Source organism: Nonomuraea recticatena (assembly GCF_039533245.1).
Taxonomy (GTDB): domain Bacteria; phylum Actinomycetota; class Actinomycetes; order Streptosporangiales; family Streptosporangiaceae; genus Nonomuraea; species Nonomuraea roseola.
In genome coordinates this window covers 65,340-90,945 of the sequence record NZ_BAAATE010000004.1, presented here as the reverse complement: position 1 = coordinate 90,945, position 25,606 = coordinate 65,340, and the positions used below count along the sequence as shown (strand labels likewise).

The following is a 25,606-nucleotide window of genomic DNA, read 5'->3' as shown; positions in this document are numbered from 1 at the left end:
TCTAGGAGTGGTGAGAGTAGATGACCGACGAGACGCGCCCGACGGACGGACGCACGCCGTCGGACCTCTCCGAGCCCCAGGGGAGGCCGGAGTTCCTGCCTGCCAACGACGGGTGGGAGAGCGCGCGGACCGAGCAGCTCGGATGGAACGCCTCCGAGCAGCGGCCCCAGCCGTACGGCTCGGGCTGGGGCGACCCCTCGGGACGCCCCTCCGGTGACACCGCGGTCCACAGCGGCCCCGACTACGGGCCTCCCTCCGCGCCTCCGCCTCCGCCTCCCGGCGCGGCGGTCGGCATGGGACCGGGCTGGGGGCCTCCCCCTCCGCCCGCCGAAGGGTCGCCGAGCCACGGTCGCAGGGGGCCGAACACGGGCGTGCTCGTCGCGCTGGGCGTGGTGATCGCGCTGCTGGCCTCCGTGATGGGCAGCGTGGGCACCTATCTGCTCACCAGGCCGAGCGCCTCGTCCACCGACCCCTCCTACTCCCTCGGTCCCGCGCCCACGGGCGACACCAGCAGGCCGCCGGAGTCGGTCGCGGGAGTGGCCTCGCGGGTGCTGCCCGGCGTGGTCTCCCTCGAGGTCGAGGGCGCGAGCGACGCGGGCACGGGCTCGGGCTTCCTGATCAAGGGAGGCTACGTGGTCACCAACAACCACGTGGTCGCGCTGGCCGCCCAGGGTGGCGACATCAAGATCGTGTTCAACAACCGCAAGTCCACCACCGCCCGCATCGTCGGCCGCGATCCCGGCTCCGACCTGGCCGTGGTCAAGCCCGAGGAGACCTTCGGCACGCCGGAGATCACGCTCGGCAACTCCGACCAGGTCGTGGTCGGCGACCCGGTGATCGCGATCGGCTCGCCGCTCGGCCTGACGGGCACCGTCACGACCGGCATCGTGAGCTCGCTCAACAGGCCGGTCGTCGCGGGCGAGGACAACGATCCCGACCCCGCCTACATCAGCGCGATCCAGACCGACGCGGCCATCAACCCTGGCAACTCGGGTGGCCCGCTGGTCAACGCCAAGGGTGAGGTCGTCGGCGTCAACTCCGCGATCGCCACGCTCAGCAGGGCGATCTCCAGCCAGAGCGGAAGCATCGGCCTCGGCTTCGCCATCCCGATCAACCAGGCCAGGCGGGTCGCCGAGGAGATCATCACCACCGGCGCGGCCAAGCGGGTCAAGATCGGCATCGTCCTCGACTCGCGCTACCGCGGAGAGGGCGTGCGCATCGCCACGGAGCCCGCGCAGGGCCGTCAGCCCGTCGACTCCGACGGCCCCGCGGGCAAGGCGGGCCTCAAGCCGGGCGACATCATCCTGGAGCTCAACGGCCTGCGCATCCAGGACAGCACCGAGCTCATCTCGCTCATCCGGAGCAAGTCGCCGGGCACGAAGATAGCGATCAAGTACAAGCGGGGAACCGAGGAGCGGATGGCCTCGCTGACGGTCACCGCCGAGGCGGAGCCCACTCCCAGGCCTTCGTGATCCGACGGGCTCGTCCGGGTTGGGTGTCTCATCGCCCGGGCGAGCCCTTAGTCTGGAACTGGCCGGGGTTGTCCCCGGAACCGGTTGCACAGTGGTAGGAGCTTGCGGTGTTCGGACTCGGTTGGATGGAGGTCGGGGCGCTCGTCGTCATCGCGCTGCTGGTCTTCGGGCCGGACAGGCTGCCGCAGGCGGCCGCCCAGGCGGGTAGGACGCTGCGCAACCTCCGCCGCATGGCCACCAACGCCAGGGACGATCTGCGCTCGGGGCTCGGCCCCGAGTTCTCGGACTTCGACCCCGCGGACCTCAACCCGAAGAACTTCGTGCGCAAGCACCTGCTCGACGACGTCGAGGACTCCTGGAACGCCACGCCCACGTCGGCCACCCTGGAGCCGGTCGCCTCGGTTCCCGAGCCGGTCTCCGAGCTGGGTTTCGGCGAGATCCCTCCGTACGACCCCGAAGCGACCTGACCCCGGCATGACGGTGGCCACCGTCGCCGCCGGGCGGCGAACGGTGACCACGGTGGCTCAGCCCGTCACTTGGGAGTGGGCGACAGTCCGAGTGAACGGCCCTTCAGGCTCGACGAGCGCTTGGACAGCGACCCGGCGATGCGGCGCAGCTCGGCGGCGGCGGGAGCGTCGGGGTCGGTGAGCACGAGGGGCTTGCCCTCGTCGCCGCCCTCGCGCAGGCGCGTGTCGAGCGGCACCTGGCCCAGCAGCGGAACCCTCGTGCCGAGGGTGCGGGTCAGCGCGTCGGCGACCGTCTGACCGCCGCCCTCGCCGAAAACGTTGATCTTCTCGTCGCAGTGGGGGCAGGGCAGCCACGCCATGTTCTCGATGACGCCGGCGATCTGCTGGTGGGTCTGCGCGGCGATGGAGCCCGCGCGCTCGGCCACCTCGGCCGCGGCCATCTGCGGGGTGGTGACGACCAGCAGCTCGGCGGAGGGCAGGCGCTGCGCCACCGAGATGGCGATGTCGCCGGTGCCCGGCGGCAGGTCGAGCAGGAGGACGTCGAGGTCGCCCCAGTAGACGTCGGCGAGGAACTGGTGCAGGGCGCGGTCGAGCATCGGCCCCCGCCACACCACGGCCGAGTTGCCCTCAGGCTTGAACATGCCGACCGAGATGACCTTGATGTCATGCGCCACCGGCGGCATGATCATGTCCTCGACCTTGGTGGGACGCTCGGCGGCGCCCAGCATGCGCGGGATGCTGTGCCCGTAGATGTCGGCGTCGACGATGCCGACCTTCAGGCCCTGCGAGGCCATGGAGGCGGCCAGGTTGACGGTGACCGACGACTTGCCGACGCCGCCCTTGCCGCTGGCCACCGCGAAGACGCGGGTCAGCGACCCCGGCAGGTTGAAGGGAATCTCCTTCTCTGGGGCGCGGTTGCCGCGCAGCTTCGTCTGCAGGGTCTTGCGCTGCTCCTGGCTCATCACGTCGAGGTCGACGCGCACACCAGTGACGCCGTCGAGCGCGGAGACGGCGGCGGTGACGTCACGGGTGATCGTGTCTTTCAACGGACACCCCGCCACCGTCAGGTAGATGCCGACGACGATCTCGCCCGAGGGAGAGATGTCGATGCTCTTGACCATGTCAAGGTCGGTGATCGGCCGGCGGATCTCGGGGTCGTTGACCGTTGCGAGTGCGGCTGTCACCTGTTCCGGGGAAGGTGCCATGGGTCCATGGTATGAACCCAGACCGCCTATGCCGAACGCCGGGGCCTCTAGGATTCTTCGCATGGTGGGGATCTCGCCTGAGGAGTCGGCGGTCTGGCGGATGATGCAGCGGGCTCAGGTGCGCATCACCCGCCGTCTGGAGGCCGAACTGCTGGCCGCCCACGACCTCGCGCTGGCCTCGTACGACGTCCTGCAGCAGCTGAGCGAGGCGCACGGGCGGTTGCGGATGAACGACCTCGCCGACCGGGTGCTGCTCTCGCGCAGCGGCCTGACCAGGCTCATCGACCGCCTGCAGCGCGACGGCCTGGTGCAGCGCGAGGCCTGCGCCGACCACGCACGCGGCCTGTACGCGGTGCTGACCGGCCCCGGTGAGGCCAGGCTCGTCGAGGCCACCCCCACCTATCTGCGCGGCATCCGCGCGCAGTTCCTCGACGTGCTGGAGCCCGAGGAGCTCGAGCGGTGCACGGCGATGCTCACGAAGCTTCTGGTCGCTCCTCGTTGAACCGCTGCAGCTCCGAGCGCAGGAAATCACGGGTGGCCAGCTCGCCCATGGACAGGCGCAGGCCCGCGATCTCGCGGGTGAGGTACTCGATGTCAGCCTGGTTGCGCTCGCTGGTCAGCCTGTCCTGCTCGTACGTCACGCGGTCGCGGTCGTCCTGGCGGTTCTGCGCCAGCAGGATCAGCGGTGCGGCATAGGAGGCCTGCAGCGAGAGCATGAGCGTGAGGAAGATGAACGGATAGGGGTCGAAGCGCAGGTGGGCGGGCGAGAGCACGTTCCAGCTGATCCAGATCGCCACGAAGCACGTCATGTAGACCAGGAACCGCGCGGTGCCGAGGAAGCGGGCGATCTCCTCCGACAGCCGCCCGAACGCCTCGGGGTCGTAGTGGGGACGGAAGCTGCGCCTCAGCTCACGCGGCTGGTCGAGCCGGTCAGCCGCCATCGCGCCACCCCTCGGGGAGCAGGTGGTCCAGGACGTCGTCGACGGTGACCGCCCCGACCAGCTGGCCGAGCTCGTCGACCACGGGCGCCGCGACGAGGTTGTAGGTCGCCAGGTAGGCGGTGACCTCGGGCAGCGGCAGGTCGGGCCTGATCGGGTCGAGCGAGGCGTCGATCACCGCTCCCAGCAGCGTGGAGGGCGGATCGCGCAGCAGCCGCTGGAAGTGGGTCACGCCGAGGTAGGTGCCGGTGGGCGTCTCGTTGGGCGCGCGGGTGACGTAGACCTGGGCGGCCACGGCGGGCGGCAGGTCCTTCTGCCTGATCTGCGCGAGCGCCTCGGCGATCGTGGCGCTGGGCGGCAGGATCACGGGCTCGGTGGTCATCATGCCGCCCGCGGTCTTCTCGTCGTAGGTCAGCAGGCGCTTGACGGGCGCGGCCTCTCTCGGCTCCATCAGCGCCAGCAGCCGCGCCGACTGCTCGTCGGGAAGGTCCTGGAGCAGGTCGGCGGCGTCGTCCGGGCCCATCTCCTCCAGCACGTCGGCGGCCCTCTCGGGGGCGAGCGTGCCCAGGATGCCCATCTGGTCGCTCAGCGGCAGCTCCTCGAGCACGTCGGCGAGGCGGACGTCGTCGAGGGCCGCGGCGACTTCGATCTTGCGCTTGTCGGGCAGCGCGTGCAGGGCGCTGGCCAGGTCGGCCGCGCGCATCGACTCGAAGGCGGCGATGAGGCCGGCCGCCCCCTGGTCCTGCTGGAGGGTGTCGAGGCCCGACACCTCTCGCCAGTCGACGATCCTCGGGTCGCGTCGCCTCTTCTTGACGACGGCCACCTTGGTGATCTGCCAGATGGCGGGCCGAACCTCCTCGATGGCCAGGTCGTAGACGATCATGGCTTCGCCGTCGACCTCGACGGTCAGGTCGAGCATCTGGCCGAGGACGAGGGTCTCCGTGGCGCGCTGCTCGAACCTGCGCATGTTCAGCCGCCCGGTGAAGACGACCGCGCCCGCCTCGATGCCCCGCACCCGGGTGATGGGCAGGAAGACCCTGCGACGGGGCTGGATCTCCACGACCATGCCGTGGACGCGCGGCGGCTGGCCCGGGCGCACCCCCGCCACGATGTCCCTGATGCGGCCGATCTGGTCGCCCGCGGGATCGAAGACCGCGGTCCCCGCCAGACGGGCAACGAAGATCCTCACATTGGCAGCGTAACCGGGCATCGGACGTTGCCTCCGCTACGACTGGCATGTAAGTATCAAACCCCTATCATGGTGGTGACATATGAGGTACACAGGATTGGCGATCGCCTTCGTCTCCGCGTGGTGTTTCGCGTTCTCGGGGCCGATGGCGAAGTTTCTCGGCGAGGCCGGACTGGCCCCGCTGGAGTCGGTGTGGGCCCGGATGGCGGGCGCGGGGTTGCTGCTGCTGGCCGTCCTGGTGGTGGTGAAGCCGCGCGCGTTGCGCATCCCGCGCTCACGTCTGCCGTTCTTCGGGGCCTACGCGGTGATGGCGGTGGCGGGCGTGCAGGCGCTCTACTTCGTGGCCATCACCAGGCTGCCGGTGGGCATCGCCCTGCTGCTCGAGTTCATGGCGCCGGTGATGGTGGTCCTGTGGGTCCGTTTCGTCCGCAAGGTACGGCTGCCGCGGGCCGCGTTCGTCGGGGCTGTGGTCGCCGTCGCGGGGCTCGCCATCGTCGTGGAGGCCTGGCAGGGCCTGCGGATCGACCTGCTCGGCCTGCTCCTCGGCCTGGCGGCGGGCGCCTGCTGCGCGGGATACTTCCTGATGAGCGACAGTTTCGGCGACGACGTCGACCCGCTCGGCCTGATCGCGTGGGGCATGATCGGCGCGGCCGTCGTGCTGCTGCCGTTCTCGCAGCCGTGGAACATCCCGTGGGAGGCGTTCACGACCGAGGCCACGCTGGGCGGGCACACGCTGCCGGTGCTCGGCGCGTACCTGTGGATGGTGGTCGTGGCGACCGTCGTCGCCTACATCCTGGGTGTCAACGCGGTGCGCAGGCTGTCGGCCGCGGTGGGCGCCACGGTGGCCTCGCTGGAGGTCATCGGCGGCGCCGTGGTGGCATGGGCCCTGCTCGGTGAGGCGCTCGGCCTCTTCCAGATCATCGGCGGGCTGATCGTGATCAGCGGGGCGCTGCTCGCGCAGACCGCGACCGCCAAACCCGTGGCCGAGCCCGCGCGTGAGCTCAGCAGGATCTGAGCGGCTCAGCCGCCCTTGAGCTCCGTCGGCTCGGGGTCGGGCTCGGGCGAGACGGTTTCCTCGGTGGCCGTGTCCGTCGGCGTGGCCGTGGGCATCGGCTCCTCGGTGGGCTCGGCGCTCGGGTCGCCAGGGCCGGGGGTGGACTCTTCGGAGGGTGTGGGGGTGGGCTCCTCCTCCTGCGGGCCTGAGGAGACGTAGAGCGTCACCACACTTCCCTTGGCGAGCCTGCCCGGGCCTGGGGAGGTGGAGATCACGTAGTCGGCCTCGAACGACTCGTCGGCGCGGTGCTTCACCTTGGCCTGCAGCCCGAGGCTCTTCAGCTGGGCGATCGCCTCGTCGACGTGCTGACCCTCCAGCGCGGGCAGGTTCACGCCCGCCTTCGGCCTGGCCCTGACGGACTCACCGGTGACGGGCGGATCGGACTCTCCCACATCGGCGGGGATGTTCCCGACGTTCTGCCCCTGGTTGTAGGGGGCCCCTGCGAGCTGCGGGAGTATGACGGCGGCCGTCACCGAGGCGGCGAGCGCCATCGCGGCCACGAGCAGCAGCGCGGGGCGCAGCCGTCCGCGCCTCGCCGGCTTGGCCGGCCGCTGCTCGGGCAGGATCGTGTCCGCGGGCAGGCCCTGGTCCTCGGGCAGGATCGGGTCCACGGGCATGATGCTGGTGGGCCTCATGGGAGCCGCAGGCGGGATGGCCGGATCGGTGGGCGCGACGTCCTGCTCGGCGGTGTCGCTGTCAGGCCGTTCGAGGTCGTCGACGTGATCGGCGGGGAAGGCCTGCGGCTCAGGCGGTGTTCCGGGCGCGTGCGCCACGGGGGCGTGCCCCACGAGGCGCAGCAGGGCCTCGGCGGCCGTCGGGCGCGCGGAGGGGTCCTTGGCCAGGCAGGCCGCCACCAGCGAGCCGAGCGGCTCGCTGAGCTCGGGCAGGTCGGGCTCCTTGGTCAGGATCCTGTGGAAGATCGCGGGAACGCTGTCGCCGCCGAACGCGGGACGGCCCGTGGCCGCGAACACCATGGTCACCGCCCAGGCGAACAGGTCGGACGGCGGCCCCACCGTCTCACCCGAGATCTGCTCGGGCGACATGTAGGCGGGCGTGCCGATCAGCCCGCTCGCGCTGGCCGTCGTGGCGTCGAGCGCCTTGGCGATGCCGAAGTCGATGACCCTCGCCCCGTCGAGGCCCAGCAGCACGTTGCTCGGCTTGAAGTCGCGGTGCACGACCCCCGCGCGGTGGATGGCGGCCAGCGCCGCCATGGTGCCCACTCCCAGCCGCTCCAGCGCCCCCGAGAGGCGCGGGCCGCTCTCCCTGACGAGCTGGTCGAGGGAGACGCCCTCGACGTACTCACTGACGATGTACGGCCTGTCCCCGTCGGTCGAGGCGTCCAGCACGCGCGCGGTCGAGAATTCGGCCACCCTCCTGGCCGCCGCGACCTCCTTCAGGAAACGGTCGCGCGCGGCGGGGTCGCCGGAGAACCTGGCATGCAGCATCTTGACCGCCACGAGCTCGCCCGAGGCGGACCTGCCGAGGTAGACGACCCCTTGACCGCCTTCTCCCAGGCGGCCGAGCAGCTCGTAGTCGCCCATGCGGGCGGCCTCGTGAGCAAGGAGCGGCTGAACATTCTGCACCCGATGCACCCTACGGGGTAAGGCGCACCACAGCGGACGAAACGGACCAACGGTCGGTCAGGCGCGCGGCGTCCCTGGCGTTCAGCCGCTCCTTGGCCAGCGCGGCCACCGCGTCGGCGGCGGCGGCCTGGTCGACGACCTCGACCCGCGCGTCGAAGGCCACCAGTTCGGCCCCGTTGTCCTTGCTCCTCAGCGTCACCCGCACGCTGTCGCGCCCGACCAGACCAGGAAGGTCCTGCTCCTCGCCGCCGGTCACGAGGTAGATCGCCCCTTCGTGCCAGACGTGCCACGCGAGCCTGGGGCGGTCCAGATGCAGCCACAGGATGCCCGACTTCTTCGCGCCCTCCTCGATCACGCTCACCCTCGTCTCCTCCCTGCTCGCCCGCGCCGGCCTCCAGCATGCCGCACCGCGCCGCCGTCCCGACTATCGTGCGGGTGTGCTCTACGCCCTGTACACCAGGCATCTGCGCTCCCTTCTGCGCAGGGGACCGCTTCCTCGCCACGTCGCGCTGGTGATGGACGGCAACAGGCGCTGGGCCGAAGAGATGGGGCTGGAAAGCTCGCCGTCGAGCGCACCAGGGACCGCCCGGACTTCCACCTGACCGTCGCCATCATGGCGGCGACAGAAGAGGGCGCGCTGTCGCGGCGCGGGGGCCGCGCGCTAGCTTTTGGGCATGCGCTCACGCCGTTCGTGCCTCGCGGTCCCCGGATCCAACCCGCGCTTCCTGGAGAAGGCTCAGACCCTGCCCGCCGACGAGGTCTTCCTCGACCTCGAGGACTCCGTCGCGCCGCTGGCCAAGGAGGAGGCGCGCAAGAACATCGTCTCCGCCCTGCGCGAGGGCGACTGGAGCGGCAAGGTGCGCGTCGTCAGGGTCAACGACCTGACCACGCAGTGGACCTACCGCGACGTGATCGAGGTGGTCGAGGGCGCGGGCGAGTTCCTCGACTGCGTGATGCTGCCGAAGGTGCAGGATCCCACCCAGGTGATCTGGCTCGACACGCTGCTCACCCAGATCGAGCGGACCATGGGCTTCGAGGCGGGGCGCATCGCCATCGAGGCGCAGATCGAGAACGCGCGGGGGCTGGTGAACGCCGACGCCATCGCGGGGTCGTCGCCGCGCCTCGAGACGCTGGTGTTCGGCCCCGCCGACTTCATGGCCTCGATCAACATGCGCACGCTCGTGGTGGGGGAGCAGCCGCCCGGCTACACCGAGGGCGACGCCTACCACTACATCCTCATGCGGCTGCTCATGGCGGCGCGCACCCACGACCTCCAGGTGATCGACGGGCCGTACCTGCAGATCAAGGACGTCGAGGGGTACAGGAGGGTGGCCCGCAGGGCGGCGGCGCTGGGTTTCGACGGGAAATGGGTGCTGCATCCCTCCCAGGTGGAGGCGGCCAACGAGGTGTTCTCGCCGTCCCAGGAGGACTTCGACCACGCCGAGCTGATCCTCGAGGCGTATGAGTACTACACGACCGTCGAACGGCGGGGCGCGGTGATGCTGGGTGACGAGATGATCGACGAGGCGTCGCGGAAGATGGCGCTGGTGGTGTCGGCCAAGGGGCGCGCCGCCGGGATGACGCGCACGACGACCTTCACCCCCGGCGCCTGAGCCCGCCGGGGACGGCGGTCCCCGAGCCTGCTCACAACCGCACGCCAATCGTGGTGAAGAACCACAGCGACGAGGTCAGCCAGAGCCCGACCAGCGCGGCGAAGAGGCCGCCGCCCAGGAGGGGAAGCGTCCAGCCCGGCAGTCCCTTGCGGGGCAGCGCGAGCATCTTCGCCGTGAACACACCGTAGAAGAAGCAGCCGAGCAGCGAGTGCACCAGCACTCGTGGCACGTCGTACTGCAGTCCCAGCGCGTAGAGGCAGTGGAAGGCGACAGGGATGGTGAGCACGAACGCCACCCTGCCCGACCACCTGTGCACCCAGGCGGGGATGCGGACGCCGATCTTGCCCCACATCGACAGCGCCGAGACGACCTGGACGAAGGCCAGCACGAAGGCGCCGGTCGTCAGCCAGGACTTCATGGGCAGCGCCCCGCTGAACCCTCCCGGGCCCACCGCGAACCCGGTGGGTGTGTGGACCCTGCCGTACACGCCGAGCGCGACCATGACGAGAGCGCCTGCCAGCAGCGGCGTCAGCAGGCCGGTGGCGGAGCGTCTGTCGGTGGCGATGGTCATGACATCTCCTCGATGAATGCGTCGACGTCCTTGGGTGCGACGGTGTCGCCGTCGATGGTGACCGGCGAGCCAGGGGTGATCGTCGGAACCGGTACCGGCCCGCCGTCCTTCACCATGGCGCCGACCTGGACGAAGCCGTTGCCGTCCGGGCGGGGCAGGACGATCCAGCCGGCCCGGTAGCGGGCGCCGCGCACGAGCGCGGTGGCGCGGTAGAGGCCTGAGGGCTTCTTGACGGTGGGCGCGGTGAAGTCCCAGCGCTTCCCGCCGAGCGCCAGCTCGCCGGTGGCCTTGCCGCCGCCGAGGGAGGCCGAGAGCGTGGCGCCGCCGAAGCCCTTCAGCGTCACCTCGCCGTCGCCCGCCTTGCCGGCGAACCAGGCCTCGGTCTTTCCGTCGCAGAAGTACCCGACGGCCTTGCCGTCCCTGATGGAGACGGCGACGAGGCCGCCGTTGCCGCGCACCCTGCCCGCGTAGTCGGCCTTCGCGGCCGCTTTCGCGGTCTTGGCGGGCGCGGGCGTCACGGAGGTGGTGGCCTCGGCGACCGGCGGTGAGGTGGCGTCGGTGGACGCGGTGGACGCGTCGGCGGAGGAGGTGGCGGTGACGGCCTGGGGCGCCGACGTGACGCTGGCCACGCCCAGTCCCGCGGCCAGCGCGGCGCCCGCCGCAAGGGTGAAGAACGGCCCGAGCCTTGACATGACTGCTCCCGGAGTTCGGATGGTCTCAGCCCGAGCATCCGCTCTTTCCGCGCGGCTGTCTGTGAACTAATGCGCATCCGGGCGGCCAGAATGAGGGGATGCACGACAACCAGCCGCCCACCCCGAACGGCCCGCCGCCCCTGGGCCGGCAACCGGCGTACGGCCCGCCGCCTCAGGCCCGACCGCCGTACGGCGCGCCGCCGCCGGGTCAGCAGCCGCCGTACCAGCCGGGTCCCTACGCGCAGGGCCCGTACGGCGCGCCGGCTCCCCGTCCCTCGTGGTTCGTGCAGGCCCCGCCCGGCGCCCGCTACGACCACCTGGCGAGGAACCCGCTGAACGCCTGGTGGCGGCAGGTCGTCGGCACGCTGCTCGTGGCGCTGGCCTTCTTCGGCATGGCGGTGTTCGTCGTGGTGGCGGGCGCGATCGTCGCGACGATCGCGGGCATTCCCGCGCCGATGACGCAGGAGCAGCTGTTCGGCGATCCGGTGTTCAGCCTGACGGTGACGCTGCTGTCGATCGCGGCCGTGCTCCCGCTGGTCTACGGCACGGTCGCGGTGATCCAGCGCAGGAGGCCGGGCACGCTCTCCTCGGTCATGGGCAGGCTGCGGTGGCGGTGGCTGATGGAGTGCGCCGGCATCGGCGTCGTGGCGCTGGTGCTCGGCCAGGCGGCGCTGTGGGCGGCCTATGTGGCGACCGGCGAGAACACCTCCGAACTGCTCGGCTGGAAGGGATGGAGCGGTTTCCTGCCCGCGCTGGTGGTGATCGTGCTGCTGGTGCCCTTCCAGGCGGCGGCCGAGGAGTACATCTTCCGCGGCTGGCTCCTGCAGGCCTTCGGCGCCTACATCCGCTCGCCGTGGCCGGGCATCGTGCTGGGTTCGGCCGGCTTCGCCGCGCTGCACGCCTACACCGACTGGGGCATCCTCGACGTCTTCAGCTTCGGGGTGCTGATGGGGTGGCTCGCGGTGCGCACGGGCGGGCTGGAGGCGCCGATCGCCATGCACGTGGTGAACAACACGCTGGCCTTCGCCATCAGCGCGGCCGCGGGCGACCTGGACGACGCGTTGCGGCAGGGCGCGGTGCCGTGGCAGTCGCTGGCGGGGACCGTGGTGCAGCTGTCGGTGTTCGCCTTCGGAGTGCTGTGGCTGGCGAGAAAGCGGGCGATCGCCACCGTTTCCGGATAAACCACACAGCTGTTCCGTGAATCTCGCTAGAGAGGTCTCGCCATCGCGGCTGGAGCGTGCTGGGCTGGATTCTGTGGAGGTGTGGGCAGGTGATCATTTCAGTGGGACGGGGTAGGAGTACCCGCGTGCGTTTCCTGAAATAGGCGTACGAAACTGGAACGGTCCGGACATTTCCGACTAGGAGGTGCGACGCGTGGCCTCGGGCCCCAGCGAACCGCGCTCACCACGGCGACCGCCGGACGACGATCCGCGCACTCCCGATGCCGGCACGCCCGGCGAGCCGGGCAGGCGGGAGGGGCACTCCGCGGGTGAGGCGAGGCCCTCCGGAGGATCGGGCGCGCCTGAGGAGCCCAGGATCCGGCACGCCCCTCCAGGCCCGAGAGACGACCACGCGCGCGGGCTGCCCGTGGCCTCCCCGTGGGGGATGCCGCCGTTCGCCTCGCCCACGCCGGAGGACGAGCCGGTCGAAGGCGACGCGGCGGCCTGGCCCAAGGGGCGCAGGCCGTACAGCTCGCCGACCGCGTCACCTGAGACGGCGCGGGAGGCAGAGCAGGAGCCCGAGCAGCGACGGCGGCCGCGCAGGACCGTCGACAGGCCCGACAAGCTGGTCGCGACCGGCCCGCCCCGACCCCAGCCGCCCCGCGCCGAACCCACCGTCGACCGATCCCCGCCACCCCGCGCCGAACCCGTGGGAGAAGGGCCTCACGCCGAGCGCGTGGGAGAGCGGTCACCGTCGCCTGGCGCCGAACCCGTGGGGAACCGGTTACCGCCGCCTCGGGTCGAACCTGTGGGTGAGCGGGGCGCCGACGTCGAGGGCGCGCCCAGGAGCGGCGAGCCGGTATCCGAGGGGCAGGAGCCGGTCGCCGAGCGGGACAGGCCGACCGCGCCGCACCCGCGTCCGCCCGGCATCAGGACCGGTGTGCCGCCGAGCCGCGCCCAGCCCTACCGCAGGCCCGAGCCGGCTCCCGAGCCGCCGGTGGAACGGCCGGAGCCGGTCGGCGACGTGCCGGAGGGAGAGGCGCGAGAGCGGGTGGGGGGTCCGCCGATCCCCGTGCGCCCCGAGATCGAGGCCGAGCCCGAGCGCGTTCCCGGCGAGCGGCACGACCCCCACGAGCAGGAGGGGGAGGAGCCCGTCCGCAGGGTGGGCAGGCCGCCCGGCGGCCGTCCCACGCGACCCGACCTGCTCGTGGCCTCGGGCCCGCCGGGACCAGCCGGCTCGGCCGGCAGGCACCACCGCGGCCCCGTTCCCTCGGCGATCCGCAGGTCCAGCCCGGTCAGGCGGCGCAGCCGCCTCGGCCCCGTGGTCATCGTCCTCACCCTGGCGCTCACCGTCACGGCGGGCGTGGTCGCCTACCAGTGGTGGAACTCCACCAGCACGGGCCTGCGCCTGGCCGCGGGCGACGGGCGCTCGGGCGACGAACTGTTCGTCGTGCCCGCCGCGGGCGACGGCTCCAACCAGAAGCTCAACGACCTGGCCGCCGTCGGCGCGAGCGTCGTGGCGGTCGGCAGCGACACCACCAGCCCGCTGCCGCGCCCGCTGTTCCTCTTCTCACCCGACAGCGGCGCGACCTGGCAGCTGGCCAACGTCACGGGCTCCACGACCACCACCGTCCAGCGGGTCGTCGGGGCCAACGGCAGGTGGCTCGCCTTCGGCCAGGACGGCGTGGGCGACGAGCGCGGCCTGTGGACCAGCACGGACGGTCTCACCTGGGCCGCGGTCGAGCCGAGCGGGCTCCAGGTGTTCAGGAAGGGCGACCTGATCCACGACATCGCCAGGACCACCTCGGGCTTCGTCGCGGTCGGCCGCACCGTCCTGCAGGACGGCACGCCTGGCCCCGTCGCCTGGCACTCGCCCGACGGCCGCGCGTGGACCAGGGTCGACAGCAAGGACATCGGCACCCCCGACAAGGTGCGCGAGTTCAGGACCGTGGTGGCGAGGGAGGACCAGGTCGTGGTCCTCGCCCAGCCCGCCCAGAACGGCGGCTCCGTCGTCATGCGCTCGACCGACGGCGGACGCACCTGGGTCCGCACCGCCACCCAGCTTCCCGACATCGCTCCCAGGCAGGGCACGCTGGCCGTCCTGCCGACGAGGTTCGTCCTCATCCCCACCAAGCAGCGCGACCCCGCCGGCGACGTGCACGTCTACTGCTCGCCCACCGGAGCCGAATGGGCCAAGTGCGGCACCATCGGCGGCCTCGGCGCGCAGAGCACGGGCGTCAACGCGGTCGTCACCCACGCCGCGGGTCTCGCCGCGGTCAGTCAGTCGGGCCTCGACCGCTACACCGTCTACACCAGCACGGACGCCCGCACCTGGAGCAAGCGCGCCGACCTCGGCAGCATGCCTGGCGCGACCGTGCGAGGGCTGACCATGTCCGACTCCGGCACCCTGGTCGCCGGCGGCGACCAGGCGGCGGCCGACGTCGACAACCAGCTCGTCCTGATGACGGCGAAGGACGGTCAGCCGCCCGCTCAGGTCCGCCTCGCCGACATCAAGGGGCTGACGAGGGTCGCCCGCGAGACGGCCAGGGTCGCCGCCGCCGAAGGCCGCTTCGTCGCCGCGGGCTCTGCCTCGGGCGACGCGGGCCTGTGGACCAGCACGGACGCCGTCACCTGGAAGTCGATCACCCTGGCCGCGCCCCGCCAGCAGGAGCTCGCCGACCTCGCCCACGGGCGCAAGGGGTGGCTGGCCGTGGGCACCACCATGCCCGACGCCTCCTCCACCGAGCCGCTGCTCGTCGGCTCCTCCGACGGCCGCGACTGGAAGAGGATCGAGGGGCCCGCGCGGGCCGAGGGCCAGCCGTACCTCGCCATGCAGGCGGTGGCCGCGGGCGAGAAGGGGTACCTGATCGCAGGCGAGGACAGAGCCGCCTCCGGTACGGTCACCGCCGCACTCTGGTACACCACCGACCTGCGCAGGTTCACCCGCGTGGAGAAGCTGCCGCGCGGCGGCGCGGGGGTGCGCATCCACGATGTGGCCGCGGGCGGGCGCGCCTACGTGGCGGTCGGCGGCTCGGGCAGCGCCGAGCGGGAGAGCGGCGTCGTCTGGACCTCCGCCGACGGCCTCACCTGGAAGGCGGGAGAGCGCCTCATGCCACCCTCCGCCACCTCGGCGGGCCTGCGCCAGGTCGCCTGGTACGGCGAGCGCATCGTCGCGATCGGCACCGCCCAGGTGCCGGGGGCGCGGCGGGCCTTCGCCGCGGTGTCCGACGACGACGGTGCCTCCTGGCAGTACTCGTGGCTGCCGGCCGAGCAGGCCGCGGCGGTGCACGACCTGGCCTCGGCCGCGCAGGGACTTGTGGCGGTGGGCTGGCACGGGAGCCCGGGTACCGGCGACAGCGCCGCATGGACCTCCGAGGACGGCCTGAGCTGGAACCGTCAGGATCTGACCAAGGACAGGCTCGGGGGAGAGGGCCTGCAATGGCTGGGGGCGGTGACCGTGACGGGAGCCGACGTGGTGGCGCTGGGGCGCTCCACGACCTACAACTCCGACCACCTCATCCTGTGGACCTCCACGCTGTCGTCCGACCGTTGACGCGGCGGTTCACAGGACGTCCCACGAGGTGAGCGCGTCGAGCAGGCCGTCGGTCAGCGGGAGGAGGGCCAGGTCCGCGGGGGCGCACCAGCGCGCGGCGGCGGCGTCGTCGCCGGGCGTGAGCGTTCCCGCGTCCACGGTGGACAGGTAGTCGCGGATGACGTAGACGGTTCCTGCCGGCCCCTGCCGCTCGACCGCGCCCACCAGCGGGCCGACGGTCACCACCAGACCCGTCTCCTCCATCACCTCCCGTCTCAGGGCGGCGGCGTCGCTCTCACCCGCCTCCACCCTGCCGCCCGGAATCGACCAGAGCCCCTCGCCGGGCGGATGCCCCCGCCTGATGAGCAACAGCCGCCCCGCGCCGTCCAGGATGATCGCGCCCACACAATTTACGTGCACATGGCCAAGATTACGGCCGGATAACGGCCGATGCCCTTGACGGATGGGGCCCTCGCGACGCACCGTGAGTAGCTGTGAGAGCGGCTCCAACCTGTCCACGGTGTTTCGGCCCGCTTCATGCACCGAGTGCGTGGTCCAGCGCGTGGCGCTGTGACGCGCATGGCGATGTCCTGCCCTTCCAGCCGCTGCCGCCGTCCTCCGCGGGTTACACCTCGGTACGGCAGAGCACGGTCGTCCCCGTCTGGCTGCCGTGGCCGTTGCCATCAGGCTGGCTCGTGACGGGCTTCGGCGAGGCGGGAGACGATCGCACCGGCGCACGAGCGAGCCTGGTCGCGCTGGCCGGCCCTTCGGTCACGCTCGGACCCACCGATCTGGTGATCATCGCAGAGGAACCAGGCGTCGGCCTGGGCGCGTCCTTCGCGGGCCTCGACGGCCCCGACCCCGGCGGCGGCTTCGACGAGGGTCCCCCGAACGCCAAGATCGACGTCCTCGGCCACCCGACCGCCCTGTGGTGCGTCGCAGGTCCCGCCGATCGCGCGATCTACGCGGGCGAGGCGCTGGGCAACTGGATCTGGGCGATCTGCTGGCCCGCGGAGGCGGGCTGCCTGATCGCCCTGACCGAGCTCAGCCTGCGCGACCTGCGCGACAACGACCAGGATCTCGACCTGCCCTACGGCGCGTTCTCTCCCAGGCTCACGGGTTAACATCGTGGTCGGTCCCCCCACCCGAAGCTGGGGGGACAGGTGTTCGACGTCAGGTTCTTCGTCGAGGCTTTCGTCACGATGTTCGTCATCATGGACCCGCCTGGCGTGATCCCGCTGTTCCTGGCCTACACCGGCGGACGCACCCCGGCCGAACGCAGGCGCATCGCCTGGCAGGCGGCGGTCACGGCGTTCTGCCTGATCGTGGTCTTCGCCGTCTTCGGCCAGGCGATCCTGCGCTACCTGCACGTCGAGGTGGCCGCCATGCAGATCGCCGGCGGCCTCCTGCTGCTCCTCGTCGCGCTCGAACTCCTGCGCGGCACCACCGAGCCCCAGGCGGGCAGCGTCAAGTCGAACGTGAACGTGGCGCTGGTACCCCTCGGCACCCCGCTGCTGGCAGGACCGGGCGCCATCGTCGCCACCATCGTCTTCGCCCAGCAGGCCGAGACGGTGAACGGCGGCATCCTCGCGCTGGGCCTGGCCATCGCCTCGGTGCACGTGGTGCTGTGGCTGTTCATGCGCTTCTCGGTGAGCATCATCAGGGTCATCAAGGAGAACGGCGTCGAGCTCGTCACCCGCATCGCGGGCCTCCTGCTGGCGGCTCTCGCCGTCCAGCTCATCATCACCGCCATCCGCGCCCTGGTCGCCGAAGCCTGACCCCCAGAAGACCTCGGCCCCGTCAGGCGGACGCAACCGACCGTGCCGCGCCCCAGAAACCTCGGCCCCGTCAGACGGACGTGCCGGCCCGCCCGTGCGGCCTCGGCTGCCGTCGGACGGGCCCCGCCGCGGGTCCTCGGATGCCCCAAGAAGAGGCCGGCCGCCGGTGGACGGGAGGGGCGCCGGTGACGTTCTGGAGAAAGAGGCATGGAAGCAGAGGGAATACGCCCCCCTGTTGGCGATAGGGTGGCGGCGTGGTAGCGCGTATCGAGCGAGTCGTGACCGAGGGCACCGTCGACATCGACGGCACCGAGCACAAGGTCGAGAACAACACCTGGATCGTGGGAGACGACGACGAGGTCATCGTCATCGACCCGGCGCGTGACGCCGAGAAGATCCTTGAGCAGGTCGGCGAGCGGGAGGTGCTCGCCGTCATCTGCACGCACGGCCTGCCCGACCACGTCGGCGCGGCCATCGAGGTGGCCAGCAGGGACGAGTCGGTGGTCGCCCTGCACCCCAAGGACAAGCCGATCTGGCGCGAGACGTGGTCGGAGACCTGGCCCGACATCGAGATGGAGGACGAGGGCGTCTTCGGCGTCGCAGACGTCCGCCTCGAGGTCCTCGAGACCCCCGGCATCACGATGGGCGGCGTCAGCCTCTACTCCGAGGAGCTGGAGGCGGTCTTCACCGGCAAGTCGCTGCAGGCCGACGGTCCCGGCAAGCTCGGCGGTGAGTACCCCGCCCTCGCCGACCAGCTGACCTCCATCGGCGGCAGGCTGTTCACGCTGCCGGGCGCCACGAGGGTGCTGCCCAACCAGGGCGAGGAGACCACGGTCGGCGACCTCGAGCCGCACTTCGACGACTGGGTGTCGGGCTCGCTGACCCGCGAGGCGCCTCCCGAGTCGCCGCTGACCGACGGCACGGGCGCGGCCGGAATCCGGCTCAACCTGGGCGACCAGTAGGTGCTGGAGCAGCTCCCGCTCGAGGGCATGCCGCGACGGCTCTATTCGTGCACGCCGTCGCGGCTCAACTCATGGCTCGACTGCCGAAGGCGCTACCGCTTCTCCTACCTCGACAGGCCGCAGCCGCAGAAGGGGCCCGCCTGGGCCCACAACAGCATGGGCGCGAGCGTGCACAACGCGCTGGCGGCCTGGTGGCGCGAGCCGTACAACCGCAGGACCCCCGCGATGGCGAGCATCCTGCTCACCAACGGGTGGATCTCCGAGGGGTTCAGGGACGCCGAGCAGTCCACGCGCTGGCGTGACCACGCCCGCGGGCTGGTGTCCGGCTACGTCGAGACCCTCGACCCCGCCGACGAGCCCGTCGGCGTCGAGCGCACGGTGGCCACGCGCACCAAGACCATCGCGGTGTCGGGGCGCATCGACCGTCTCGACCGGCGTGGGGACGAGCTGGTCGTGGTCGACTACAAGACGGGCCGCCGCCCGCTGACCCAGGACGACGCCCGCGGCTCCCTGGCGCTGGCCATCTACGCGATCGCCGCCTCGCGGGTGCTGCGCACGCCCTGCCACACCGTCGAGCTGCACCACCTGCCGACCGGCGAGGTCGTCGAGTGGGAGCACACCGACGAGTCGCTCGCCCGCCATCTGAGCAGGGCCGAGGAGGTCGCGCTCGAGGCGGGCGAGGCCGACGAGCGATACCGGGCGGGCGACACCGAGGCGCCCTTCCCGCCGAGCCCCGGCCCGCTCTGCTCGTGGTGCGACTTCAGGCGGCACTGCCCCGAGGGCCGTACGGCCGCGCCCGACAAGCTCCCTTGGGACGCTCTCTCCGACCCGAGCTGACCCGTGTGCGGCTCGGGGACGGGCCGTACGCTCCGCGCGTCAGGCGGCGCGGCGCCCCTCGACGGCCGACGGCCACCGCCTCGGGTCGGTCAGCCCCTTGAGCCCCTTGCTCAGGTCGTAGCCCGCCGCGGCCAGGCGCCTCCTGGAAGCGGCCAGCATGTCCCTGGTGGGCTGGGCGAAGGCCAGGTCGTGTACGGGCTCGGGCAGCGCGTTGCAGCCCAGCCTGAAGGCTCTCAGGGCCGCGGTGACCGTCGAGCGCGGCACCTCGGGCAGCGTGCCGTACAGGTCTCTGGCCCAGTCGGGCAGCGAGTAGTAGCACAGCGCGCCGAAGGGGAAGTAGGCCGGTTTGCCGGGGGAGAGCCTGCGCAGCTCGGGTGGGAGCCTCGGCCACAGCAGGAAGCGCACGGTGGCCGCCGACTCGTCGATGACCCTGAGCCTGGGCCGCATGTGGGCGAAGTAGGCGTCCATCTCGGCCCGCGAGCCTGGCACGTCGTCGAGGTGCAGGCCGACGTAGGTCGCGCTCCTGCGCTGCTCGCGCAGGTACCGGTCGGCCTGCCTGTCGCTCAGGCCGAGCCCGCCGCGCCTGGCCACCTCAAGGTAGGACGACACCTCGGCGCAGTGCACCCAGAGCAGCAGTTCGGGATCGTCCACGCGGTGCGTCCTGCCGCCGTCGGTGATGCGCAGGCCGCGGTGGATGCCGCGGACCCTGCGTCCGATCTCGTCGGCCTCCTGCGGGCTGCCGAACGTGACCCTGCCCACGAAGTCCGCGGTACGGCGCAGCCGCCCGAACGGGTCGTCCTGGAAGGTGGAGTTCTGCCAGACGCCCAGCATCGCCAGCGGGTGCAGCGCCTGCAGCATGAGACCCCGCACGCCGCCCACCCACATGGCGCGGTCGAGGTGGACCAGCCAGGTGACGGTCTGGGGCGGCTGGACGACGATCTCTTCGATGCTCGCCATGATGATCTCCCACTCGAGCCGCTCGAGCTACTCCGGTTTGGGGGGCCGGGGGCCGACAGTAAGTGAATCATTACATGGCATTGGACCGGTTGTCTAAAAGGTCGGCTTCCTGGTCTCCGCCGCGTTCCAGAACCTGGTCAGCGCGGCGGCCGTCGTCTCGGGCGCCTCGACGGCCGGCGAGTGGACCGCGCCGGGGACCACCACGGCCTCGGCGCCCAGGCGCTCGGCCATCTCCGCCTGCACCTCGGGGGGCCAGCCGTCGTCGTGCTCGCCGTACAGCACCAGGGTGGGCACCTCGATCTGCCTGAGCTCGTCGGTGCGGTCGGGCTGGTCGAGCACCTGCTCGGCCATCGTCGTCAGGCCCGTGGGGTTGTTGGCGAACAGCCGCTTGCGCAGGAAGGACACGATCTCGTCGGGCACGCCGCCCGACAGCGCCTCGGGCTCATAGCGGGTGATCCACACGTGTTCGAGGCCGAACTCGGGCAGCTCGAGCATGATGGCCCTGCCCGCCTGCTCGCGGCGGCCCACGATGCCCGAGGGGCCCGAGCTCATCAGCGTGAAGGAGGCGAACTTGGTGCGGCCGTCGATGACCGCCTCGCGCGCGACGAGCCCGCCGAAGGAGTGCCCGACCAGGTGGACGGGGCCACCCTCGCCGAGGGCCATCGCGATCACGTCGACGTCGTTGCCCAGCGCGGGGCAGGTGTAGGCGGTCGGGTCGTCAGGTCCCTGCGTCTCGTACTGGCCGCGCATGTCGATGGCGGTGACCCTGCGGTTGGCCGCGGCCAGGGTCTGCATGACGGCGAGGAAGTCTTCCTTGCTGCCGGTGAGGCCCGGGACCAGCAGGGCGGGCAGTCGCTCGATGACGCCGCTGAGCGGACTGGCCTCGAGGGCCGCGAAAGACCCCTGGGGCGTCTCGATCTGAACCTCGACGACGCCAGGTGGCAGGGACAGGAATCGCGGCGTACTCACGTAAGGCAACAATACCCAGAGGTCAGGGTGGGAACACCCGCACGCGGAACGAGCAAGGCGCGGGCCCCGAGAACGGGACCCGCGCCTCACCTGCGGACTCAGCGGCGGCGGTTGCCGCCGCCGTTGCCGCCGTAGCCGTTGCTCTGGCCACCGCCGTGGCCGCCGCTGCCGCCGCCGGTGCGCGGACGGCGGCGCTGCTGCTGCCGCTCGGTCGCCGCCGAAGGGGCGATCTCGTCGTCGTCGGTCGCGAGGTCGGGTGACTGGAAGATCACCGTGAACGCGTTCGGCGGGACGATCCGCTCAGGCTCCCTGCGGACAGGGGGCGGCGGAGGGCTGGACAGGAAGCCAGGCTCCTCGGCGGGCGCCTCGGCGCGGTGGTTGTTCCTGGTGATGGTCTGCTCGTCGCTCACGGAGGAGAGCGCCCCTTCCAGTGCCTCGGAGGACGCGCCCCTACGGGTGCGGGTCCGCCTGGACGGCTGCTCGGCGGCCGCCTCGATCTCCTCGGGGGAGATGATGGCGGGTGTGTCGTCGGTCCTGCGGGAGCGCCTGCGCATGGGCTCCTCCTCCGGCGCGATGGTCGATGTGGTGTCCTCTGCGGGCTCGGTCGCCACGTCCTGCCTCGCGACCACCCGGCGCGTGGTGGTCCTGCGCGAGGTGGAGCGGTCGGAGGCGGGCTTCCGCGAGGTGGCCTCGTCCGAAACCGGCGGCGTGGAGGCGAGCTCCGTCACAAGGGGCTCGGACGAGATGGGCTCCGTCGAGACGGGCCCCGTCGTCACGGACTCTACCGCGAGAGGAGCGTCCGAAACCGGCTCCACCGCAACCGGCTCCACCGCAGCCGGCTCGGCCGCAACCGGGTCGTTCGCGACGGGCTCCGCCACGAGCTCGTCCTCGGCGCGGCCGCCGCGGGTGCGACGGCGCTGGCGCGGGGCGCGGGGGGGACGCGGCTCGCGCTCGCGCTCCTCCTTGTCCTTGCGGCCACGCGAACGCGACCTGCCGGTCTCTCCGAGGTCCTCGATCTCCTCGGCGTCCAGGCCCGCCCTGGAGCGGGCCGCGCGCGGCAGCACGCCCTTGGTGCCCGCGGGGATGCTCAGCTCGGCGTAGACGTGCGGCGAGGTGGAGTAGGTCTCCTCCGGCTCCGCGAAGTCGAGCCCGAGCATGTTGTTGATCATCTTCCAGCGGGTCAGCTCCTCCCACTCGACGAAGGTGACCGAGATGCCCGTCTTGCCGGCCCGGCCCGTACGGCCGACGCGGTGGACATAGGTCTTGTCGTCGGTGGGAGCGTCGTAGTTGACCACGTGGGTGACGTCGTCGATGTCGATGCCGCGAGCCGCGACGTCGGTGGCGACGAGCACGTCGATCTTGCCGTTGCGGAAGGCGCGCAGCGCCTGCTCGCGCTGGCCCTGGCCCAGGTCGCCGTGGACGGCCGCGACCGCGAAGCCGCGGGTGTCGAGCTGCTCGGCGACCATGTCGCAGGCCCGCTTGGTCTCGCAGAAGACCATCGTGAGCCCGCGGCCGTCGGCCTGCAGCAGGCGACCGAGGATCTCGATCTTGTCCATCCTGTGCACGCGCCAGACGAGCTGACGCACCTGCGGGGTGGTCTCGCCCTCGCCGTTGTCCATCTCGGCGCGCACGTGGGTGGGGCGGTTGAGGTACTTGCGCGACAGCGAGACGATCTCGCCTGGCATGGTCGCGGAGAACAGCATCGTCTGCCGCTCATCGGGGATGAGCTTGAAGATGCGCTCGATGTCGGGCAGGAAGCCGAGGTCCATCATGCGGTCGGCCTCGTCGAGGACGAGCATGGTGATCTGCGAGAGGTCGAGGTGCTTCTGCTTGACCAGGTCGAGCAGGCGCCCTGGCGTGCCGACGATGACGTCGACGCCCGCCTTGAGAGCCTGGACCTGCGGCTCGTAGGCGCGACCGCCGTAGACGGTCAGGACCCTCGAGCCGAGCTTGCCCGCGGCGGTGACGAGGTCCTCGGAGACCTGCACTGCCAGCTCGCGGGTGGGCACGACGACGAGGCCGCGTGGCTTCTTGCGGTTCTTGCGCGGCTTGCCGATGCTCTGCAGCATCGCGATGCCGAACGCGTAGGTCTTGCCCGTTCCCGTGCGGGCCTGACCGATGAGGTCCTGGCCCGAGAGGGCGAGCGGGAGCGCCATCTCCTGAATCGGGAACGGCGTGGTGATGCCCTCGGTCTCGAGGGCATCGGCGATCTCTGGTGTGACTCCGAGGTCTCGGAAAGTCGTCAGCGTGGCCTGCCTCAGTCTCAAATGAAGGCGGGCCTGCCGGGACCATCGGGCGGAATCATCCCGTGCCTGGGTCCTCGCGGTAGAGCCAGCCCTCGCGCGTCATCAGCGACCGCAGGCCCGGAGTGGGGGTTAGCGGGAGCGAATCTCCCGGATTAACACTGTGCGGTCGCACTTTCACAGAGCAGTGTACTCGATACCACAACGCGGACCGAGTTTCATTATGTTCCCGAAGTACGCTGCCACCATGACAGAATCCCCTGGCGTCGTCGACCTGCTCGGCGTTCTGGCCTATGCCGAGCTCAGCGCGTTCCTCAGGCTGGCGGAGGACGCCGCGCATCTGGCCCCCACGCTGACCGACAGAGCCGTGCTCGGCGAGCTGGCGGTGGCGGAGTACGCGCACTTCGAACTCCTGCGCGACAGGCTGCTCTCGCTCGGCGCCGACCCCGACAAGGCGATGTCGCCGTTCGTCGAGGCGCTCGACGAGTGGCATCTGAAGACTACGCCAGGCGACTGGCTGGAGGCTCTGGTCAAGGCGTACGTCGGCACGGGGATCGCGCTCGACTTCTACAGGGAGGCCGCCAGGCGCCTCGACCCCGCCATCGCCGACCTGGTCGACGAGGTGCTGATGGACGAGGGGCGCTCCGCCTTCGCGGTGGAGCGGGTGCGCGCGGCCGTCGAGGCCGACCCCACGCTCACGGGCCGGCTGGCGCTGTGGGCCAGGCGGCTGGTGGGTGAGGCGCTCAGCCAGGGGCAGCGGGTGGCCGCCGTCCGCCCCGAGCTGGCCCAGTTGCTCGTGGAGGCGGTGCCCGACGACCAGGCCGAGATCTCCCGCCTGTTCGCGAGACTGACGGAGGAGCACGGCAAACGCATGGCCGCCTTGGGCATCTGACGGCGCGAGAGGCGAATCGGTTGTAGCGTGCCAGGCATGAGGGCCTCGCGCCGCAACGGCAGTTCCTTGAGCAGATGTGGGCCGAACCGCTGGACACCGCGTGCCGCGCTGCGAAGGGGCAGCACGGGTTGTCCGACCATCGAAGCGAGCAGAGCCGAGAGCCCCGGCGAGCGCCGCCCTCTCGGCTGCTCGCTCGGCCGGCGGCGGGCCTGCGGCTGACCGCTCCAGGGGGTACGGCAGGCGGCCGCACCCCCGGCGAGCGAGAGCTACATGGTGCCGCCGAAACCGACGGGCCTCGACTCGTCCTCACCCATCTCGATGAAGCCCAGCGAGGCGACCGGCACGATGACGCGCCTGCCCTTGACGTCGGTGATGGCGAAGACACCCCGGTCGGCGGCCAGCGCGTTTCTGATCTCCTCCTCGACCTGATCGGCCGAGAGGTCGGTCTCCACAACGAGCTCGCGGTGCACGGAGCGCACACCGATCTTGATTTCCATCGTGCTCCCTTTCGACGGGCCAGCTCTTCCCATCGTCGCCGCTCATGGGCAAAAGGAGGACATTGATCGCGACCAGCGAACGCGGTTATGCCGTACGCGGAAAACCGCTGATGCCGCGCCAGGCCAGCCTGGCCATGAGCTGCTCGGCGGCGTCCTTGGGGATGGAGCCGTGCTGGGTGATCCAGTAGCGGGCGCTGACCTCGGCCATGCCGACCAGCCCGACGCCCAGCAGGTGCGCCTCCTCGCTGGAGCAGCCGGTGTCCTCCTGGATGACCTGGCTGACCATCTCGGCGCACTCGCGCAGCGACCGCTCGACGCGCTGCCGCACAGGGGCGACGTTGCGCAGGTCGGACTCGAAGACGAGCCTGAACGCCTCGCCCTGGCTGGAGACGAAGTCGAAGAAGGCGCGGAAGGTGGCCTGCACCCTGAGCTTGTTCTCGTGGGTGGAGGCCAGCGCGTCGCGCACCCTGCTGACCATGTCGTCGACGTGCAGGTCGAGCAGGGCCAGGTAGAGCTCGAGCTTGCCGGGGAAGTGCTGGTAGAGCACCGGCTTGCTGACGCCCGCACGGTCGGCGATCTCGTCCATGGCTGCGGCGTGGTAGCCGTTCTCGACGAACACTTCCTGCGCGGCGCTGAGGAGCTGACGCCTGCGGGCGAGCCTGGGCAGCCGGGTGCCCCGGGGCTTGGCGTCCGGGGTCGCGGTCATGATCGCTCCTTCACAGCGCCGAAGACAGGTCACGCTGCCTGGTCAACAGCAGCTCTTGCGGGCTCATCCTACGCGTGGGTAACCAGGTCAGCGGTAGTCATCGTCATCATCGTCGCCCACGGTGCGGTCCTGCTCGAAAGCGTCGGCCGGATCAACATCGATAGGGAGCTCGCGCCGCACGCCGCCCTCCTCACGCAGCAGGCGCTGCTGCTCGGCCGCGTCGGCCTCGGGCGCCTCGATCGAGAGCTCCTCTGGCTCGAACACGATGTCCTCCATCTCCGACATTCCT

General features: G+C 71.3%; 27 protein-coding genes. 13 read left to right on the top strand and 14 right to left on the bottom strand.

Annotation, left to right across the window (positions count from 1 at the left end):
• Nucleotides 1-20 precede the first annotated feature (20 nt).
• The gene (locus tag ABFX50_RS09385; RefSeq protein WP_346145068.1) at nt 21-1,472 is read left to right on the top strand and encodes a S1C family serine protease; all 1,452 of its coding nucleotides are present in this window, start codon (nt 21-23) and stop codon (nt 1,470-1,472) included.
• Between the two features lie 107 nt (nt 1,473-1,579).
• Nucleotides 1,580-1,939, top strand: a complete 360-nt coding sequence (locus ABFX50_RS09380; RefSeq protein ID WP_183655602.1) for a sec-independent translocase — start codon at nt 1,580-1,582, stop codon at nt 1,937-1,939.
• A gap of 65 nt (nt 1,940-2,004) precedes the next feature.
• On the opposite strand, the gene ABFX50_RS09375 is transcribed toward ABFX50_RS09380, so the two are convergent.
• Nucleotides 2,005-3,144 carry an Mrp/NBP35 family ATP-binding protein gene (locus ABFX50_RS09375; protein ID WP_346129181.1) on the bottom strand — a complete coding sequence of 380 codons (1,140 nt, stop codon included), beginning with the start codon at nt 3,142-3,144 and terminating at the stop codon, nt 2,005-2,007.
• Nucleotides 3,145-3,205: 61 nt separating this feature from the next.
• Here ABFX50_RS09375 and ABFX50_RS09370 point away from each other — a divergent pair, with 61 nt between their 5' ends.
• Complete coding sequence (locus ABFX50_RS09370; protein ID WP_346145065.1) at nt 3,206-3,646, top strand: MarR family winged helix-turn-helix transcriptional regulator; 441 nt, start codon at nt 3,206-3,208, stop codon at nt 3,644-3,646.
• On the opposite strand, the gene ABFX50_RS09365 is transcribed toward ABFX50_RS09370, so the two are convergent.
• Nucleotides 3,618-4,085: a DUF1003 domain-containing protein gene (locus tag ABFX50_RS09365; RefSeq protein WP_183655608.1), complete on the bottom strand. Its 468-nt coding sequence runs from the start codon at nt 4,083-4,085 to the stop codon at nt 3,618-3,620. The genes ABFX50_RS09370 and ABFX50_RS09365 overlap by 29 nt on opposite strands.
• Nucleotides 4,075-5,271, bottom strand: coding sequence for a magnesium transporter MgtE N-terminal domain-containing protein (locus ABFX50_RS09360; protein ID WP_428834688.1), 1,197 nt, complete (start codon nt 5,269-5,271; stop codon nt 4,075-4,077). Before ABFX50_RS09360 ends, ABFX50_RS09365 begins: the two co-directional genes overlap by 11 nt.
• 82 nt (nt 5,272-5,353) lie before the next feature.
• Between ABFX50_RS09360 and ABFX50_RS09355 the strand changes: the two genes are divergently transcribed.
• Complete coding sequence (locus ABFX50_RS09355; protein ID WP_346145060.1) at nt 5,354-6,286, top strand: EamA family transporter; 933 nt, start codon at nt 5,354-5,356, stop codon at nt 6,284-6,286.
• Between the two features lie 5 nt (nt 6,287-6,291).
• Here the strand turns inward: ABFX50_RS09355 and ABFX50_RS09350 are convergent, their stop codons facing one another.
• Together ABFX50_RS09350 and ABFX50_RS09345 are read right to left on the bottom strand one after the other, a co-directional pair.
• On the bottom strand, nt 6,292-7,908 hold the full coding sequence (locus ABFX50_RS09350; RefSeq protein WP_346145058.1) for a serine/threonine protein kinase: 1,617 nt from the start codon (nt 7,906-7,908) through the stop codon (nt 6,292-6,294).
• 10 nt (nt 7,909-7,918) lie between these two features.
• Entirely contained in the window at nt 7,919-8,269 is a 351-nt protein-coding gene (locus ABFX50_RS09345; protein ID WP_183655619.1) for a hypothetical protein, read from the bottom strand.
• Here ABFX50_RS09345 and ABFX50_RS09340 point away from each other — a divergent pair.
• Entirely contained in the window at nt 8,232-8,510 is a 279-nt protein-coding gene (locus ABFX50_RS09340) for a hypothetical protein (protein WP_346145056.1), read from the top strand. The two genes, ABFX50_RS09345 and ABFX50_RS09340, sit on opposite strands and share 38 nt — an antisense overlap.
• 72 nt (nt 8,511-8,582) lie before the next feature.
• Nucleotides 8,583-9,521 (top strand): HpcH/HpaI aldolase/citrate lyase family protein, encoded by a 939-nt coding sequence (locus tag ABFX50_RS09335; RefSeq protein WP_346145054.1) that lies wholly within the window; start codon nt 8,583-8,585, stop codon nt 9,519-9,521.
• A 31-nt stretch (nt 9,522-9,552) separates the two neighbouring features.
• Here the strand turns inward: ABFX50_RS09335 and ABFX50_RS09330 are convergent, their stop codons facing one another.
• The gene (locus tag ABFX50_RS09330) at nt 9,553-10,092 is read right to left on the bottom strand and encodes a DUF6529 family protein (RefSeq protein ID WP_346145052.1); all 540 of its coding nucleotides are present in this window, start codon (nt 10,090-10,092) and stop codon (nt 9,553-9,555) included.
• Nucleotides 10,089-10,784 (bottom strand): hypothetical protein, encoded by a 696-nt coding sequence (locus tag ABFX50_RS09325; protein WP_346145050.1) that lies wholly within the window; start codon nt 10,782-10,784, stop codon nt 10,089-10,091. Before ABFX50_RS09325 ends, ABFX50_RS09330 begins: the two co-directional genes overlap by 4 nt.
• Before the next feature lie 98 nt (nt 10,785-10,882).
• Here ABFX50_RS09325 and ABFX50_RS09320 point away from each other — a divergent pair, with 98 nt between their 5' ends.
• A complete protein-coding gene (locus tag ABFX50_RS09320; RefSeq protein WP_346145048.1) occupies nt 10,883-11,965 on the top strand; it encodes a CPBP family intramembrane glutamic endopeptidase in 1,083 nt (360 codons plus the stop codon).
• A gap of 193 nt (nt 11,966-12,158) precedes the next feature.
• Complete coding sequence (locus ABFX50_RS09315) at nt 12,159-15,497, top strand: beta propeller repeat protein (protein WP_346145046.1); 3,339 nt, start codon at nt 12,159-12,161, stop codon at nt 15,495-15,497.
• A 9-nt stretch (nt 15,498-15,506) separates the two neighbouring features.
• Here ABFX50_RS09315 and ABFX50_RS09310 read toward each other — a convergent pair whose 3' ends face one another.
• Nucleotides 15,507-15,896: an NUDIX domain-containing protein gene (locus tag ABFX50_RS09310; protein ID WP_346145044.1), complete on the bottom strand. Its 390-nt coding sequence runs from the start codon at nt 15,894-15,896 to the stop codon at nt 15,507-15,509.
• A gap of 74 nt (nt 15,897-15,970) precedes the next feature.
• On the opposite strand from ABFX50_RS09310, the gene ABFX50_RS09305 reads away from it, so the two are divergent.
• From ABFX50_RS09305 to ABFX50_RS09290, 4 genes are all read left to right on the top strand, one after another.
• Nucleotides 15,971-16,600 (top strand): DUF6758 family protein, encoded by a 630-nt coding sequence (locus ABFX50_RS09305; RefSeq protein WP_183655635.1) that lies wholly within the window; start codon nt 15,971-15,973, stop codon nt 16,598-16,600.
• Between the two features lie 39 nt (nt 16,601-16,639).
• A complete protein-coding gene (locus ABFX50_RS09300; RefSeq protein WP_183655638.1) occupies nt 16,640-17,254 on the top strand; it encodes a MarC family protein in 615 nt (204 codons plus the stop codon).
• Between the two features lie 254 nt (nt 17,255-17,508).
• A complete protein-coding gene (locus ABFX50_RS09295) occupies nt 17,509-18,216 on the top strand; it encodes an MBL fold metallo-hydrolase (RefSeq protein ID WP_183655641.1) in 708 nt (235 codons plus the stop codon).
• Entirely contained in the window at nt 18,217-19,053 is an 837-nt protein-coding gene (locus ABFX50_RS09290; protein ID WP_346145041.1) for a RecB family exonuclease, read from the top strand.
• A gap of 39 nt (nt 19,054-19,092) precedes the next feature.
• On the opposite strand, the gene ABFX50_RS09285 is transcribed toward ABFX50_RS09290, so the two are convergent.
• The 3 genes from ABFX50_RS09285 to ABFX50_RS09275 all read right to left on the bottom strand — a co-directional run bounded on the left by ABFX50_RS09285 (nt 19,093) and on the right by ABFX50_RS09275 (nt 23,135).
• Entirely contained in the window at nt 19,093-20,010 is a 918-nt protein-coding gene (locus ABFX50_RS09285) for an oxygenase MpaB family protein (protein WP_346145039.1), read from the bottom strand.
• A 93-nt stretch (nt 20,011-20,103) separates the two neighbouring features.
• On the bottom strand, nt 20,104-20,979 hold the full coding sequence (locus ABFX50_RS09280) for an alpha/beta fold hydrolase (RefSeq protein WP_346145037.1): 876 nt from the start codon (nt 20,977-20,979) through the stop codon (nt 20,104-20,106).
• 98 nt (nt 20,980-21,077) lie between these two features.
• Nucleotides 21,078-23,135 (bottom strand): DEAD/DEAH box helicase, encoded by a 2,058-nt coding sequence (locus tag ABFX50_RS09275; RefSeq protein WP_346145035.1) that lies wholly within the window; start codon nt 23,133-23,135, stop codon nt 21,078-21,080.
• A 334-nt stretch (nt 23,136-23,469) separates the two neighbouring features.
• Between ABFX50_RS09275 and ABFX50_RS09270 the strand changes: the two genes are divergently transcribed.
• The gene (locus ABFX50_RS09270; RefSeq protein ID WP_346145033.1) at nt 23,470-24,114 is read left to right on the top strand and encodes a ferritin-like fold-containing protein; all 645 of its coding nucleotides are present in this window, start codon (nt 23,470-23,472) and stop codon (nt 24,112-24,114) included.
• A gap of 266 nt (nt 24,115-24,380) precedes the next feature.
• Here ABFX50_RS09270 and ABFX50_RS09265 read toward each other — a convergent pair whose 3' ends face one another.
• The 3 genes from ABFX50_RS09265 to ABFX50_RS09255 all read right to left on the bottom strand — a co-directional run bounded on the left by ABFX50_RS09265 (nt 24,381) and on the right by ABFX50_RS09255 (nt 25,602).
• Nucleotides 24,381-24,611 (bottom strand): DUF3107 domain-containing protein, encoded by a 231-nt coding sequence (locus ABFX50_RS09265; protein ID WP_183655650.1) that lies wholly within the window; start codon nt 24,609-24,611, stop codon nt 24,381-24,383.
• An 85-nt stretch (nt 24,612-24,696) separates the two neighbouring features.
• Nucleotides 24,697-25,317, bottom strand: coding sequence for a TetR/AcrR family transcriptional regulator (locus tag ABFX50_RS09260; RefSeq protein ID WP_183655652.1), 621 nt, complete (start codon nt 25,315-25,317; stop codon nt 24,697-24,699).
• Between the two features lie 87 nt (nt 25,318-25,404).
• Nucleotides 25,405-25,602 (bottom strand): hypothetical protein, encoded by a 198-nt coding sequence (locus tag ABFX50_RS09255; protein ID WP_183655654.1) that lies wholly within the window; start codon nt 25,600-25,602, stop codon nt 25,405-25,407.
• Nucleotides 25,603-25,606 lie beyond the last annotated feature (4 nt).

Bases quoted from the DNA above. Each gene is read 5' to 3' on its own strand.
- ABFX50_RS09255 (WP_183655654.1), bottom strand. From the start codon at position 25,602: ATGTCGGAGATGGAGGACATCGTGTTCGAGCCAGAGGAGCTCTCGATC.
- ABFX50_RS09265 (WP_183655650.1), bottom strand. From the start codon at position 24,611: ATGGAAATCAAGATCGGTGTGCGCTCCGTGCACCGCGAGCTCGTTGTG.
- ABFX50_RS09355 (WP_346145060.1), top strand. From the start codon at position 5,354: ATGAGGTACACAGGATTGGCGATCGCCTTCGTCTCCGCGTGGTGTTTC.
- ABFX50_RS09275 (WP_346145035.1), bottom strand. From the start codon at position 23,135: ATGGCGCTCCCGCTCGCCCTCTCGGGCCAGGACCTCATCGGTCAGGCC.
- ABFX50_RS09260 (WP_183655652.1), bottom strand. From the start codon at position 25,317: ATGACCGCGACCCCGGACGCCAAGCCCCGGGGCACCCGGCTGCCCAGG.
- ABFX50_RS09270 (WP_346145033.1), top strand. From the start codon at position 23,470: ATGACAGAATCCCCTGGCGTCGTCGACCTGCTCGGCGTTCTGGCCTAT.
- ABFX50_RS09370 (WP_346145065.1), top strand. From the start codon at position 3,206: ATGGTGGGGATCTCGCCTGAGGAGTCGGCGGTCTGGCGGATGATGCAG.
- ABFX50_RS09325 (WP_346145050.1), bottom strand. From the start codon at position 10,784: ATGTCAAGGCTCGGGCCGTTCTTCACCCTTGCGGCGGGCGCCGCGCTG.
- ABFX50_RS09330 (WP_346145052.1), bottom strand. From the start codon at position 10,092: ATGACCATCGCCACCGACAGACGCTCCGCCACCGGCCTGCTGACGCCG.
- ABFX50_RS09285 (WP_346145039.1), bottom strand. From the start codon at position 20,010: ATGGCGAGCATCGAAGAGATCGTCGTCCAGCCGCCCCAGACCGTCACC.
- ABFX50_RS09335 (WP_346145054.1), top strand. From the start codon at position 8,583: ATGCGCTCACGCCGTTCGTGCCTCGCGGTCCCCGGATCCAACCCGCGC.
- ABFX50_RS09375 (WP_346129181.1), bottom strand. From the start codon at position 3,144: ATGGCACCTTCCCCGGAACAGGTGACAGCCGCACTCGCAACGGTCAAC.
- ABFX50_RS09385 (WP_346145068.1), top strand. From the start codon at position 21: ATGACCGACGAGACGCGCCCGACGGACGGACGCACGCCGTCGGACCTC.
- ABFX50_RS09340 (WP_346145056.1), top strand. From the start codon at position 8,232: ATGCCCGACTTCTTCGCGCCCTCCTCGATCACGCTCACCCTCGTCTCC.
- ABFX50_RS09320 (WP_346145048.1), top strand. From the start codon at position 10,883: ATGCACGACAACCAGCCGCCCACCCCGAACGGCCCGCCGCCCCTGGGC.
- ABFX50_RS09365 (WP_183655608.1), bottom strand. From the start codon at position 4,085: ATGGCGGCTGACCGGCTCGACCAGCCGCGTGAGCTGAGGCGCAGCTTC.